12 protein-coding genes are annotated in these 13,471 nt (G+C 40.4%); 2 read left to right on the top strand and 10 right to left on the bottom strand.

Features of this window, described 5'->3' with window-relative positions; translation table 11 throughout:
• Nucleotides 1–3: 3 nt before the first annotated feature.
• The 10 genes from FY557_RS10620 to FY557_RS10665 form a co-directional block, all read right to left on the bottom strand.
• Complete coding sequence (locus FY557_RS10620) at nucleotides 4–1,323, bottom strand: serine hydrolase domain-containing protein (protein ID WP_149247227.1); 1,320 nt, start codon at nucleotides 1,321–1,323, stop codon at nucleotides 4–6.
• Between the two features lie 160 nt (nucleotides 1,324–1,483).
• Nucleotides 1,484–1,705 carry a hypothetical protein gene (locus FY557_RS10625; protein WP_149247228.1) on the bottom strand — a complete coding sequence of 74 codons (222 nt, stop codon included), beginning with the start codon at nucleotides 1,703–1,705 and terminating at the stop codon, nucleotides 1,484–1,486.
• Between the two features lie 260 nt (nucleotides 1,706–1,965).
• Nucleotides 1,966–2,760, bottom strand: coding sequence for a thymidylate synthase (locus FY557_RS10630; RefSeq protein ID WP_149247229.1), 795 nt, complete (start codon nucleotides 2,758–2,760; stop codon nucleotides 1,966–1,968).
• 107 nt (nucleotides 2,761–2,867) lie between these two features.
• Nucleotides 2,868–3,617 (bottom strand): SDR family NAD(P)-dependent oxidoreductase, encoded by a 750-nt coding sequence (locus tag FY557_RS10635; RefSeq protein WP_149247230.1) that lies wholly within the window; start codon nucleotides 3,615–3,617, stop codon nucleotides 2,868–2,870.
• A gap of 216 nt (nucleotides 3,618–3,833) precedes the next feature.
• The gene (locus FY557_RS10640; protein WP_149247231.1) at nucleotides 3,834–4,274 is read right to left on the bottom strand and encodes a hypothetical protein; all 441 of its coding nucleotides are present in this window, start codon (nucleotides 4,272–4,274) and stop codon (nucleotides 3,834–3,836) included.
• A 119-nt stretch (nucleotides 4,275–4,393) separates the two neighbouring features.
• The gene (locus FY557_RS10645) at nucleotides 4,394–5,746 is read right to left on the bottom strand and encodes an alpha-amylase family glycosyl hydrolase (RefSeq protein ID WP_149247232.1); all 1,353 of its coding nucleotides are present in this window, start codon (nucleotides 5,744–5,746) and stop codon (nucleotides 4,394–4,396) included.
• A gap of 222 nt (nucleotides 5,747–5,968) precedes the next feature.
• On the bottom strand, nucleotides 5,969–6,376 hold the full coding sequence (locus FY557_RS10650; RefSeq protein WP_149247233.1) for a helix-turn-helix domain-containing protein: 408 nt from the start codon (nucleotides 6,374–6,376) through the stop codon (nucleotides 5,969–5,971).
• A gap of 362 nt (nucleotides 6,377–6,738) precedes the next feature.
• The gene (locus FY557_RS10655) at nucleotides 6,739–7,335 is read right to left on the bottom strand and encodes an IS1096 element passenger TnpR family protein (RefSeq protein ID WP_149247234.1); all 597 of its coding nucleotides are present in this window, start codon (nucleotides 7,333–7,335) and stop codon (nucleotides 6,739–6,741) included.
• A 129-nt stretch (nucleotides 7,336–7,464) separates the two neighbouring features.
• On the bottom strand, nucleotides 7,465–8,496 hold the full coding sequence (locus FY557_RS10660) for a sensor histidine kinase (protein WP_149247235.1): 1,032 nt from the start codon (nucleotides 8,494–8,496) through the stop codon (nucleotides 7,465–7,467).
• Between the two features lie 53 nt (nucleotides 8,497–8,549).
• Complete coding sequence (locus FY557_RS10665; RefSeq protein WP_149247236.1) at nucleotides 8,550–9,227, bottom strand: response regulator transcription factor; 678 nt, start codon at nucleotides 9,225–9,227, stop codon at nucleotides 8,550–8,552.
• Between the two features lie 187 nt (nucleotides 9,228–9,414).
• Here FY557_RS10665 and FY557_RS10670 point away from each other — a divergent pair, with 187 nt between their 5' ends.
• Both FY557_RS10670 and FY557_RS10675 read left to right on the top strand, forming a co-directional pair.
• Entirely contained in the window at nucleotides 9,415–11,967 is a 2,553-nt protein-coding gene (locus FY557_RS10670; RefSeq protein ID WP_149247237.1) for a TonB-dependent receptor domain-containing protein, read from the top strand.
• A gap of 29 nt (nucleotides 11,968–11,996) precedes the next feature.
• Nucleotides 11,997–13,160, top strand: a complete 1,164-nt coding sequence (locus FY557_RS10675) for a hypothetical protein (protein ID WP_149247238.1) — start codon at nucleotides 11,997–11,999, stop codon at nucleotides 13,158–13,160.
• Nucleotides 13,161–13,471: the final 311 nt, after the last annotated feature.

Raw genomic sequence — 13,471 nt, forward strand, 5'->3', positions numbered from 1 at the left:
GTTTTATTCTTTTATAAATAGATCTTTTCTTTCGCCCTGCATAATGGCGAACTGCTTTTTCTCCGGGAAAAACTCAACGGTAATACCGGCTGGTGCAAATTTGAATTCCGTATTGGAAACCGGTTCCAGCGGAAATGCACTTTGCCCGGTAGCCTGCGCCATCAGTTTTTTATCCCGGATAAAAATATCAAATTTTACGGGTATTCCGGGACTTGCATATTTTCCTGCAAATTTCTGAAGCTCAGCTTCCGGAATATCCACTGTTTTAAAGGAAGGCATTTCAAAATCCTGTCCGCTCGCCGCCTGAAGGAGTCTGATGGAAATTTCATTCACATCCATATCCGACTGGTTTGTGGTGAAAGCAGCGGCGACTTTCAGATCCGGAAAATAAAACAATACCGAGCTGAACTTATCGATCCCGCCGGTATGGCCGTAGCCCCAGGATTTTCCAAAAGGAACTTTTGTGAGACCGTATCCGTAACCGTCCGCAAAGTTTTTCATTTGGTTAAGACTCTCTTTCTTTAAGAGCTTTCCCTGCTCCAACCCCAGCATAAAGGTCAGAAGATCACGCGGTGTCGAGATGATATTTCCCGCACCGCCGGGGATGCTCATATCCGTTTCGGAAGACGCCTGGTATTTTCCATTGGTGTATTCGTAGGATTCTGCCTGGTTTTTCGAGGGATCGATCTTTCCGCCGACTTCCGTGAGGGTAAGCTTTAAAGGCTTTGTTATTCTGGAGCTGACTAATTCGGCATAAGGTTTTTTGTATACCTTTTCCAAAATGAAACCCAGTAAAATATAATTGGAGTTGCTGTACGCAAACCTGGTTCCCGGTTCAAAATCGCTGCTGTATTTTTTGATGATGCCGATAAGGCTGCTTTCCGTTTGCGGTTTTGTATTGTACTGAAGGTATCCGGGATCATCGGTAAGATTGTGGATTCCCGAGCGGTGCTGCAATAGATTTTCTATGGTAATTTTGGAAGCATTGGGAATTTCCGGATAGAAATCCGACAGTTTACTGCCCAAAGCCATTTTCTTTTCTTCAACCGCTTTCATGATCAGCACAGCGGTAAAGGTCTTGCTGACGGATCCGATGCGGTACTGGGTATTGACGTTGGCTTTCTGCTGTTTCCCGGCATCTGTCCACCCGACTACTTTTATGAAGGTCGGAAGGTCGTTTTCTGCAAAGGCAAAACTTCCCATTACTTTGTGATGCACATACAGGGAGTCAAGATAATTTCCCAGCTTTTCTTTCACATTATTCTGCGAAAGGGCTATTCCTGAAACGCCGATGGCTGAAATAAGAAATAATTTTTTCAACATACTTTTGAGATTTACCGATAAGTTGAAAAATCCCGGGAGATGTTACAAAAAGTGAAGTTTTGAGCTTCACTTTATATTTTTATTTAGAATATTTTTTAATCTTACCGGGTCCTGTCTGCAGTACCAGAATAGTTTAATTACAATTTCATTCTTCCTGATTTCATAAAAACAGTTTAATCTGCTTTTTACCGATCAAGGTGTATTTTATATTCGGAAGTGTTTCTAAGGACAAATATTTTACAAGATCATCCATTATTGTTTTTCTGAACTTTTTAAGGTCATTTTTTAAAACATTGATTTCTTTTACAGTCCAGCGGACTTTCAGGAAATCAATAATTTCATCCAGCGATATCCTTGCCGTTTCAGAAATCGTTATTTTCATTTTCCGCCGAATGTTTCATTCAATACATCATCAGTCAGTTGCTGAGTTTTTCCGTTTTTATAATCGTTTTCACTTTGCTCCATTACTTTTGCAAAGTGTTCTGAATGTTCAATTTACTCCCATGAATAAGTTTTGTCTTCTTCGGAAATTTCAATATCCGTGATGCCTTTATCTGGGATAAAAGCTTTTTAATAAAAGGAATGTCGGCGTATTTATCCAGACTGATCTTGATCTCAAAGTTAATGAAATTATTAGTGAAATTAAATAGCGACCGGTGCCTTAATCCCCGGGTGCGGATCGTAATTCTCCAGTGTAAAGTCTTCAAAATCAAAATCAAAAATATTTTTGATCTCAGGATTGAGCTTCATTACCGGAAGCGGCCTCGGTTCTCTCGAAAGCTGCCTCTGAACCTGCTCAAAATGATTGTTGTAGATGTGAACATCCCCGAAGCTGTGTACATAATCGCCAACTTCAAGATCGCACACCTGCGCCATCATCATCAGCAATAAAGCATAACTGGCAATGTTGAAAGGAACGCCCAGAAAAACATCGGCACTTCTCTGGTACAGCTGAAGCGACAGTTTCCCGTCCGCTACATAAAACTGGAATAAGGCATGACAGGGTGCCAACGCCATATTCGGGATTTCAGCAACGTTCCAGGCCGATACGATGAGCCTCCGGGAATCCGGATTCTTCTTGATCTGATCGATCACTTCCGTAATCTGATCGATCACTTTTCCATCGGCACCGGTCCAGCTTCGCCACTGCGCACCGTAAACCGGTCCAAGATCGCCGTTTTCATCCGCCCATTCGTCCCAGATGGAAACGCCGTTGTCTTTCAGATATTTAATATTGGTATCGCCTTTTAAGAACCAGAGCAGTTCATAGATGATTGATTTCAGATGCACTTTTTTGGTGGTTACCAAAGGAAAACCTTCTGAAAGGTCATATCTCAGCTGATAGCCGAAAACGCTTCTTGTTCCGGTTCCGGTTCTGTCGGTCTTATCGGTTCCGTTGTCTAAAATATGCTGTAAAAGGTTTAAATAGTTTTGCATGTGGAAAGGTAATTTGAAGATTCAAATTTAAAGATATAATCCGAAAATATAATAAAAAAAGCATCCATTCTGACGGACGCTTTTATTACTGTCGAGAAGTATTTCGGTTAAACAGCGGTATATCCCCCATCTACAAGATAATACCCCCCTGTCATGAAAGAAGATTTGTCTGAGCTTAGAAACAGCACGAGTTCCGCTACTTCCTCAGGTCTTCCCAATCTTCCCATAGGATGTTTGTCAATCAAAGCTTTCTTCATATCCCCGCTGGCGCTTTCCAGAAGCGGGGTATCAATATAGGCCGGACCTACTGCATTGCAGCGAATATTTTTCTGCCCGTATTCCGTACCGATATTTTTTGTAAGCCCTACTACCGCATGTTTTGCTGCGGTGTAAGCTGATGAAAGCGGTGCCGCTACCGTTCCGTGGATAGATGCCATATTCACGATAATACCGCCTCCGTTTTTCTCCATCTGTTCCAGTTCGTATTTACAGCCATAGAAGACACCGTCCAGATTGACACTCAGGACTTTTCTCCAGCTGTCCAGGCTATAATTTCCTGTAATTTCCTGTTCACCGCCGATCCCGGCATTGTTGCAGGCAATATCCAGTCTTCCATATACTTCAACCGTTTTCTGGACAAGAGCTTCGACGTCTTCCGGATGAGAGGTATCCGCTTTTATAAAGCTTGCTTCCCCGCCATTAGTCCTGATCTTTTCAACCGCCTGATTTCCGTGTTCTTCGTTGATATCGGATACAATCACTTTTGCGCCTTCTTCTGCATATAATTCAGCAATGGCCAGCCCGATTCCTGATCCGGCTCCTGTAACTAAAGCAACTTTATTATTTAAAATTCCCATATTGATAAAATTTTAATTGTTCATTATCTTGTTATTGATAAAGTTACGGGGAAAATCCGGGTTCTTTTTAAATCGGAAAGATAAAGTTTTCTTAATTTATTCCGTGAAATACTAAATATCATAAATGAGCGATATTCTGTATGAACAGTAGAAATTTTGTTTGTATGATGTTTAATTTTAAATCGATTTTAATATCAATTTTGAAATAAGCTTTTTTCACCAGATTTCCTTAATGGTCTGGCTCACGGTATTTACAAAGAAATTCTGTCCTTTGGTTAATCCTGCCATTGCTTTTACTAATGGAGATTCGGAAGAAACCGTCATGATTTTCTGATTTTCAAATATAATTTCACCGACCGAAGCCGCAATATAAAACAGTCCTTTGTCTGTTTTTACCAAAGCTCCGTTCTGTACTTTTGACGCCGGATCTCCGTTAATTTTCTGAACCAGCAACTGCTGCTGCAGGCATTCATTCAGTTGACGCTGCAAATTATTGATTTCCTGCTGAAGCATTTCGCGGCCGGTTTCATATTTGTCTCCCATCGAACTTTTGGTATCATTATTCGACGCGCGGGTTTCTTCAATCAGGCTTTCAAACTTCTGAATTTTATCGGCGATCTTCGTTTTTATAAGAGTCAATATTTTTGATTTATCCATAGACGAGCATTTTCATTTAACATACGATAGCCAAATGTATTAAAATTAAATATCAATCAGCCGGCATCCCATGATAAAAAATCTCCGTCCTGTTCGGACGGAGACTCATTTATTTATTCTTATTTTTCAAAAACGGCATAATCACCGGGATTGAAATTGAAGGATTTTCCTTCGTCAAAGTTTCTTTTGATTCGTTCAAAAACATTTTTAAATGAGCCCGACACCTGCTCATCTCCAATATTGAAATTCACCTGCTCTTTTGACATATTGAGAATCACCAGGACTTCATGATTCCCGTTTTTCCGTACATACGCCAGAATTTTATCGTTGGCCGTGGTGTTCAGAAGATAAGTGGCGACGTTGGGATCCCCTCCTCTCAGGGCAGGATTGGAGGATTTAAGATCCAGCAGGGTTTTATAGAAGTCTGCCATCTGATAAGTACTGCTCCATTCAATCGGGTCTTTTTCAAAAAACTCCAAGCGTTTCATATTCGGCAGTTCCTGTCCGGAATATAACAGGGGGACCCCATTCCAGGTAGCGGAAAATACGGCCATCGGCTTTGTAATCACCCCGTATTTTTCATATTCGGTTCCGTTCCATGAGTTTTCATCATGGTTGGTGGTGAACCATGCCCGCATCGAATTATCGCCAATGGCAGAATATTTTCTCAGGAGATCCGTCAGTTCTTTAAGCGGTTCATTATTCTTATAATAATCTGCTGATTTGTGCATCCATTTCCAGGAATAGCTGGCGTCGAAAACTTTACCGTAATCCGGGTTTTCAAGCTCGTCATATTCTCCCAGCCAGAACAGCGGCTTCAGTTTTTCCACTTCGGGACGTGCCTGTTCCCAGAAATCCACTTCCACCCACGAAGCGAGATCGCACCGGAAGCCATCGATATGGGTTTCTTTTACCCAATACTTCATGGCATCAATCATGGCCAGGCGCATTTCCTGGTTTTTATAATCCAGTTCGATGATATCATCCATTCCGGAAGCGCGGTGGAAACTGCCGTCAGGATCTTTCAGGTAAAATTCAGGATGGGTTTTGGTCCAGATATGATCCCAGCCCGTATGATTGGCTACCCAGTCGATAATCACCTTGAAGCCCAAACGGTGCGCTTCATTCACCATGCGCTTGAAATCATCCAGCGTTCCGAATTCCGGATTGATGGAAGTATAATCCGAGGCTGCATATTGACTCCCCAGGCTTCCTTTTTTATTCAGCTGTGCAATAGGCGTCACCGGCATAAACCAGAGGGTCTTCACGCCCATCGATTTCAGCCGCGGCATTTCTTTTTCAAAAGCCCTGAATGTTCCTTCTTTTGTATATTGTCTCAGGTTGACTTCGTAAATATTGGTGGTGTGCTTCCAGTTTTTAGGTAAATCCGTCATGTCTTTCGTTGCTTTTTGAGTAGGGGCGCAGGATACAAGTCCCAAGCCCATTACCGCAATTAAAATTAATTTTTTCATTAATTCTCTTTTAACAAAAATAGGAATTGTGATCGGAAAACCCGGAAACCAAGTATGAAATTTGCAAAGTAATTGCTATGGAAGACATAAGCGTAGACGCTTATGCCGGCAGAGGCAGACAGCTGAGCAGAATAAGAACACGAGCAAGATGCTTGCACCAGCACTGGGACATAAGCGTAAATGTCTGCACCGCGCGCATATAGTCCCGACCAGCTTAGAATACTACTTTTTAATGAGTTGCTGCATTTTTTCCATCATATCATCCTTTTCTTTCAGCATCCTTTCGTAAAGCGCGATTTTTTCATCATGAAGCTCGATAATTTTTTCCACAGGATGAAAATTAGGGTTATACTGTACAACAGAGGGCTGAGGACAGTTTTCAAAAGTAATATGGGAGATCACATTAATGGCTTTTTCCTCATCAAAGTTTTTGAATGCCTCTACAGGAATTCTCAATACTTCAGAGATCTGCTGAAGCAATATATCTTCAATCTGTTCCTTCTGCTCCAGCATTGAGATCTTCTTCTGGTTCCAGTCGTTTCCCAGATCGAAAGCCAGCACTTCCTGTTTGATGCCCAGCATTTCCCTGAACCGTTTTACGTTTCTGCCCTGATGTATTTTCTGTTCCATCTGTTGTTTTTAATTGATTGAAAAATTAAAAGTAAAGATAAAGAAATATGGCATAAAGTAAAAGTCCGCTCCGGAATAAAATATCCTATTTCCGATATGTAGGCTTACGTCAGTGTTATTATAAAGCGCCATCCCTTAAAATGACTGCCGCCCTAGCCCCGATTGCCGCGGCATCCTTTTTTTGGAAGTGGGAAAGACAAGGGAAAAAAGATACAGCAGAAAGCGGGAAAAAGCTTCGGATTTATGAGTGATAAGTGATGATTTTGAGTGATACATGATGATTGGTAACCGATTACTATTGATATTTGATTATAAAAAGCCCGGAATTTTCATTCCGGGCTGTATATTTTTAAGTGCTGCGGTTATCTTTCATCGTCGTTGTCTTCTTCATCGTCGAACACATCGTCGTTGTAGTCTTCCTCTTCATCGTCATCAAAAGCATCGTCATCTTCGTCTGCAAAGTTTCCGGTTGCCCCGAAATCATCTTCAAAGCCGAAATCGTCATCCATCAACGGCATGGCCGATTTCTTTTTGGATCCTCCGGTGCTGCTCTTGCTCGGTGCTTTCAAAGGCACATTTCCGAAACGGTATACGGTGATCGGGTAATTTACGCCTTTCGTTTCTTCGATTACTTCCACCAATTCGCAGAAAAACTCCCAAAGGTCTAAAAGTCCGTACTGGAACTGAGCTTTATCTCCCGTCTTTCCGAAAGCCTCATCGATGTATACATCCGACATAATTTCGCCGTCCCCGTCATCGCTCATATCTTCCAGCGGAACACTTTTAACGATCGTTCCGTCCTCTTCCAGCAGGTTAAAAGTAGAAAGCTCGTCTCCCTGGAGGCTGAACGCACTTTTAATTCCTAAATGTAAGTTCCACAGCGTCTGTTTTCCTTTAACTTCGATATCCCGGAAAATATCTTCTTTCGCATCTAATATTACGCGGATTTTGTAAACCATCAGTTTAAATTACTTATTGCCTTTATTATTATGATAAATCTCTCCTGCAAATATAAAATAAATGAGATGTGACAAAAAAATATTTCAGGATTTTTTAAATTATTTTTTTTCCTTACATTTTTGCCGGGATTATTTATTTTTTTCGAGCATAAAACTGAATTTTGTCCCTTCCAGATAGACACTTTCAACAGTAATATTTTCGTTGTGTGCCTCCAGGATATGCTTCACAATGGCCAGCCCTAATCCGGAACCGCCTTCCCTCCTGCTTCTGCTGGTTTCCACGCGGTAAAATCTTTCAAAAATCCTCGGCAGGCTTTCCGATTTTATTCCCATCCCGTTGTCTATGACTTCGATCAGCACTTTATTTTTCAGGATGCTTGTTTTCACCACTACTTTTGCTTCCTGACGGTTGGCGTAATGAATGGCATTCGAAATGAGATTGATGAAGACCTGCGATATTTTCTGTTTGTCTGCTTCCACAAAAATCTGTGGCTGCAGGGTTTGGATCTGCATCGTGGCATTATGCTTCTCGGCTTCAAGATCCAGCAGGTCGAAAATTTCTTTAATAAGCAGATTAACATCAAATCTGGAGACCGTAAGGTTGATTTCTCCCGCTTCCAGCCTGTTGATCATATCCAGATCCGTAACGATGGCGATTAACCGTTCCACCGATTTATCGATTCTTTCCAGGTATTTATCGCGGATCGTAAGGTTGTCGACACCTCCGTCACGAAGCGTTTCTACATACCCCTGGATGGAAAAAAGCGGCGTTTTAAGCTCATGGGAAACATTGCCGATGTATTCTTTCCGGTAGCTTTCCATTTCCTTCATCATATCGAGTTCCGTAACCTTCTGCTGATTAAGGTCTGAAAACCGCTCGCCCAATTCTTTAATGGTGATGTTCTCATTGTCATTATGAACGATTTCCTGCGGCAATAGCTGGGACAGCCCGCGGACCTGCTTCTTACCGTAATAGTTGAAGAGCAGTTCCAGCACCATATAATTGATGATAAAAATAAGAATCAGGCAGACGAAAAGCCCGACTTTAAAGAACGGGGTGTTGTAATAAAGATCCTTTAGCGAATCGAAAGTGATTACTAACAGAAACATCACCAATGTCAAAAGACAGGAGGCGACGAAGGTAAGCCTGTAAAATTTCAATTTTACAAAGTTTTAGGGGTTATGGATATAAAGATAAGAATTGAAATTGAGTATTACACAATAAGTTTATATCCAATTCCTTTTAAGGTCTGGATCGTATTGATGCCTAATTTTTCTCTCAGTCTTCTGATATGTACATCGATGGTTCTTTCGCCTACGATGACGTCATTTCCCCAAACCTTTTCAAGAATCTCTTCTCTTTTGAATACTTTTTCGGTATTGGAAGCCAACAGATATAACAGATCAAATTCTTTTTTCGGAAGCAGGAACTGCTGCCCGCTTTTGGAAACCCTGAAATTATCCTTATCAATAATAAGGTCCCCGATCTCGATCATTTTGGCATTATCTGAAACCTGGGAGGTAAGCTGTAATAAAGCGTTCACCTTAGAAATAAGGATTTTCGGTTTAATCAGCTTAACGATATAATCGTTTGCTCCTGCCTGAAATCCTGCCAACTGGGAGAACTCCTCACTTCTTGCGGAAAGGAAAACGATGAGTGTTTTTTGGAGTTCTTTAATCTTGCGGAGTTCCTGGCAGGTTTCTATCCCGTCTTTTTCAGGCATCATCACATCGAGTAAGATCAGATCAGGGATCATTTCTTTCGCTTTGTCGATACCTTCGTTACCGTTGGTGGCTGTATAAATATCGTAGCCTTCCTTTTCTAAATTGTAAGACAGAATCTCTAAAATATCCAGTTCGTCGTCTATTAAGAGGATTTTCTTTTGGTTCATTTTCAATTTTTACGCGTCAAAGTTAATAATATTTTAATCACGGTTTAACAAAACGGGTATCGTTCACATAAAGTTAACAATTATATTCTTTTCTTAATGTTTAGTTAAAAAAAAATTAAATTTCGCTAAACCATCTACCCCACGGATTCTTTCTTTCTTTGCACCGAAAGAATATAGTAAAAAAGAAATGAATTTTAGAAAACTGAGTATCGCAGTTTTGTTTTTAACAACATCAGGAACTGTACTTTACGCTCAAGAGACCAAAAACGACACCGTAAAGAAAGAAAAGAAAATCGAAGGTGTGGTTATTCAGGGAACTACTAAAAAAGGGGCTGAAGCGAACATCATCAGCTTACAGAAAAAATCCGTAGAAGTTATTGAAAGAGTAGGTTCTGCCCAGCTTGCCAAACAGGGAGTAGGCGATGCCGCTACAGCAGTAACGAAAGCAACAGGAACTCAGAAGCAGGAAAGCAGCGGACAGATTTTCGTAAGAGGTTTGGGAGACCGATATAATTCTACGACTATGAACAATCTCCCTATTCCTTCCAATGACCCGCTTTATAAAAACCTGGACTTAGGAATCGTGAAGACCGATATGATTGATTACATAAGTCTGGAAAAAGTATATACGCCAAGGATTTGGGGTGATATGGCCGGAGCAAACGTAGACATCGTTTCAAAGGTATATACCGGTAAACCTTATTTTAAAGTAAACCTGGGTTCTTCCGTGAACTTTAATGCGATCCAGAAAGATCATTTTTATCTTCAGGACGGTCCCAATTTTTTCGGAACGAATATTATAAAGAAACCATCTAATGCCGTAGTTTCTTCAGGAGTTTATCCATTTAAAACTTCATGGCAGAACCAGGAAAAAAATACGCCTTTCAATTCTTCTTTAGGAATCGATTTCGGGACCAACTTCAAAATTGGTTCACAGGGCAGACTTAGCATTTTCGGATATGGTGCTTTTGACAATGAATATTTTTATTTCAAAGGAATTGCAGGGGGTGCCCATGATGGGCAGAATGTTCCCCTTAAAATATACGATGATTCTGAAGAATACAGGTATCTTACCAATACCACAGGTTTGCTTAATGTAAATTATAAGATCAACAGCAGTCATAATATCAATTTCACCACCAATTATATCCATACCACAGACCAGAAACTGGGGAATTATAAAGGATATAACAGAGATTATTATGATAATGATCTTCTACAAGAAAGATATGTAACCAACCTGAGAAGGGCTACTTATAAGGTAAACGATCTTTTCGTTAACCAACTGAGAGGTGAGCATACGCTTTCCGAACCATTGAAAGTAACTTGGAATTTAGGTTTTAACAGGCTTGAAAGCAAGAGGCCGGACCGTCAGCAGAACGTTACTATTTTCGACAAGCAGACGAATTCAAGCTTCTTCGCAAGCAGTAACCCGGGCGCCAATAACCGGTATTATGATAACCTGATCGAAAATGATTATGTAGGCGATATCCACGCCGATTATAAATTTTCCGATAATGCCAAACTAACCTTAGGATATAGCGGAAGATATAAGGATAGCGACTTCAGAGCAACTCAGTATAACTTCAGGATTAAATCCAGCCAGGGAAATTTTGTAGACCCGAACAATTATGATTCATTCTTCAATCCTTTAAATTATCAGATCGGATTATTCGAACTGGTAACCTTCAGAGGGGATGTGAAATATGATCCGGCAACGGCTTTAATCCCGCAGTTCTTTACTTCTGAAATTCTAAACAATGCCGGCTATTTGAATTTTGATTACAAATTCAATGAAAAGCTTACTGCACAGATCGGGGTACGTTATGATAATCTGAGCCAGAAAATGACGTATAATACGGCTCTTATCTCCAATGGGGGTAAACTGGATAAAAATTATTCTAAAATCCTTCCGGCATTAAACGTGAAGTACGCGCTGAATGATTTCAACAATTTCAGATTCTCAGCTTCAAAAACCTATACGACTCCTCTTTTATTGGAAATGGCACCGTTTGAATATGAAGATATCGATGAATCCAGCCTAGGAAATAAAGACGTTTATCCCTCTGATAATTATAATGTAGACCTGAAGTGGGAATGGTTCCCTAAAAAGAATGAAGTAATCTCGGTTACGGCTTTCGGAAAATATATTAAAAACCCGATTTCCAGAATTACAATTGCCTCTTCCTCCAATGTAGTTTCATTTGCCAACGTTGGTGAAAGTGCCAGAATTTTCGGAGCTGAGATAGAATTCAGGAAAGATCTCTATTCTGCAGGAAATTCAAGATTCTATACCTTCTTAAATGCGACTTACCTGCATACCGAACAGGATCTTGATTCTCAAAAGCTGATCAGAGAAAACACGTATGTTTCAGGAAACTTCCTGAAAACCAAAGAAAAGATGCAGGGTGCCTCAGATTTCCTTGCCAACGTAAACCTGGGTTGGGAAAACAAAATGAAAAACGGAAGCCTGGATGTGGTATTGGCCTATTCTTATATCGGAGATAACATTTACTCTTTAGGTTTCGAAAAGAGAGGAAATCTTGTAGACAAAGCCATCAATACGCTTGACGGTACGGTACGATTCAAATTTAATAACGGGCTTGGTCTTTCTCTTCAGGGCAAAAACCTTATTAATCCTACCATCAGAAGAATACAGGATAACGAAACCAAGGAACTTACCACCAGAGAATATAAAAGAGGGGTAAACCTGGGACTGGGCGTTTCCTATGAATTTTAATAATAATAAAAAAATAAAATCTAAGTATTATGACAAAGAACCATTTAAAACTAATAGCAGCAGCTTTGTTCATCGGAACTTCATTCGCTATCCAATCTTGCAGCAGCAGTGATGATGATTCAATTCCGACAGTATCTCCTGTAGGCATCGCTCAGGATCCAAGTAATTTTAAAGGCGATATCGCAAACGGACAAACGGTAACATTAGATCCATCTAAAACCTATAAACTTACAGGTGCCGTTATGGTCAAAGACGGTGGAAAACTTATCATTCCTGCAGGGACAAGAATTGAAGCTACCGGCGGTACTTCATCTTTCATTACTGTGGAACAGGGTGGACAAATCTTTGCCAACGGTACAGCTTCTGCACCGGTCGTATTTACTTCTCCTGCAGCAGCACCGGGAAGCTGGGGCGGACTGGTAATCTGTGGAAAAGCACCTATCAATAAGGGAACTTCTGCAACAGCTGAAGTTGGAAATGCAACATACGGAGGAACAAATACATCAGATAACTCAGGAATTCTGAACTTTGTAAGAATCGAATATGCGGGAGCTATCTTTACGGCAGATAAAGAATTTAACGGACTTTCTCTTTTCGGGGTTGGAAACGGAACAACCATCAATAATGTTGCTTTGGTAAACGGATCTGATGACGGTATCGAATTCTTCGGAGGAACAGTAAATGTATCCAACATCGTTTCTATCAACAATGAAGATGATGCTTTTGACTGGACTGAAGGATGGAACGGTACTGCGACCAATATCTTTACAAAAAGAAGAGCTGACGGTACCGGAAACAGAGGTATTGAAGCGGATAACAATTCAAACAACCACGACGCCTCTCCAAGATCAAACCCTACGATCAAAAACGCTACGTTCATCGGAGGTACAACAGGTGAAGCAGACGGTTTCAAACTAAGAGTAGGAACTTATGCTACGATCGATAACGTAGTACTTTCCAAATGGACAACAGGAATCAACATCGAAAACGATGCTTCTGTAAGTTATTTTAACGGTGGCGGTAAGATTACAAACATCAAATTTGATAACGTAACAACAAAAGCTTCTGCTAAATCCAATGCAGGAACTTCTGTAACGGTATTGACCAATACTTACACCGAAAATGCAAACGCTACAGGTGCAGGAAACGGAACTTCCTCTCCATCTTGGGCTTCAGGTTGGTCCAGCTTATAAGAAATAGTAATTAGTTTCTTCATATTAAATTTTAAAACGGCATCGGAATATTTTTCTGGTGCCGTTTGTTTATATTCCAACATTGAATCTTTTATTACTTAACGTAAATTCGATAGTATTCAAATTATTTCCAGTCGATTATTGACATTAAAGATTGGGTCAGATTGGTAAGTCAGAATTTTAAATACATTTCCTATTTGTATAATAACAAACGATTTCATTTAATATTTAATACCTGTGAAAGTAATGTTGACAAGAGAAACTTCCGGTATCCAGCTTCCCTCTTTTGATCTGTTAATTCAATTTCTATT

Source organism: Chryseobacterium sp. SN22, from assembly GCF_008329705.1.
Taxonomy (GTDB): domain Bacteria; phylum Bacteroidota; class Bacteroidia; order Flavobacteriales; family Weeksellaceae; genus Chryseobacterium.

Coding starts and splice junctions, on each gene's coding strand:
- FY557_RS10645 (WP_149247232.1), bottom strand. CDS start 5,746: ATGAAAAAATTAATTTTAATTGCGGTAATGGGCTTGGGACTTGTATCC.
- FY557_RS10650 (WP_149247233.1), bottom strand. CDS start 6,376: ATGGAACAGAAAATACATCAGGGCAGAAACGTAAAACGGTTCAGGGAA.
- FY557_RS10620 (WP_149247227.1), bottom strand. CDS start 1,323: ATGTTGAAAAAATTATTTCTTATTTCAGCCATCGGCGTTTCAGGAATA.
- FY557_RS10640 (WP_149247231.1), bottom strand. CDS start 4,274: ATGGATAAATCAAAAATATTGACTCTTATAAAAACGAAGATCGCCGAT.
- FY557_RS10675 (WP_149247238.1), top strand. CDS start 11,997: ATGACAAAGAACCATTTAAAACTAATAGCAGCAGCTTTGTTCATCGGA.
- FY557_RS10665 (WP_149247236.1), bottom strand. CDS start 9,227: ATGAACCAAAAGAAAATCCTCTTAATAGACGACGAACTGGATATTTTA.
- FY557_RS10630 (WP_149247229.1), bottom strand. CDS start 2,760: ATGCAAAACTATTTAAACCTTTTACAGCATATTTTAGACAACGGAACC.
- FY557_RS10655 (WP_149247234.1), bottom strand. CDS start 7,335: ATGGTTTACAAAATCCGCGTAATATTAGATGCGAAAGAAGATATTTTC.
- FY557_RS10635 (WP_149247230.1), bottom strand. CDS start 3,617: ATGGGAATTTTAAATAATAAAGTTGCTTTAGTTACAGGAGCCGGATCA.
- FY557_RS10670 (WP_149247237.1), top strand. CDS start 9,415: ATGAATTTTAGAAAACTGAGTATCGCAGTTTTGTTTTTAACAACATCA.
- FY557_RS10625 (WP_149247228.1), bottom strand. CDS start 1,705: ATGAAAATAACGATTTCTGAAACGGCAAGGATATCGCTGGATGAAATT.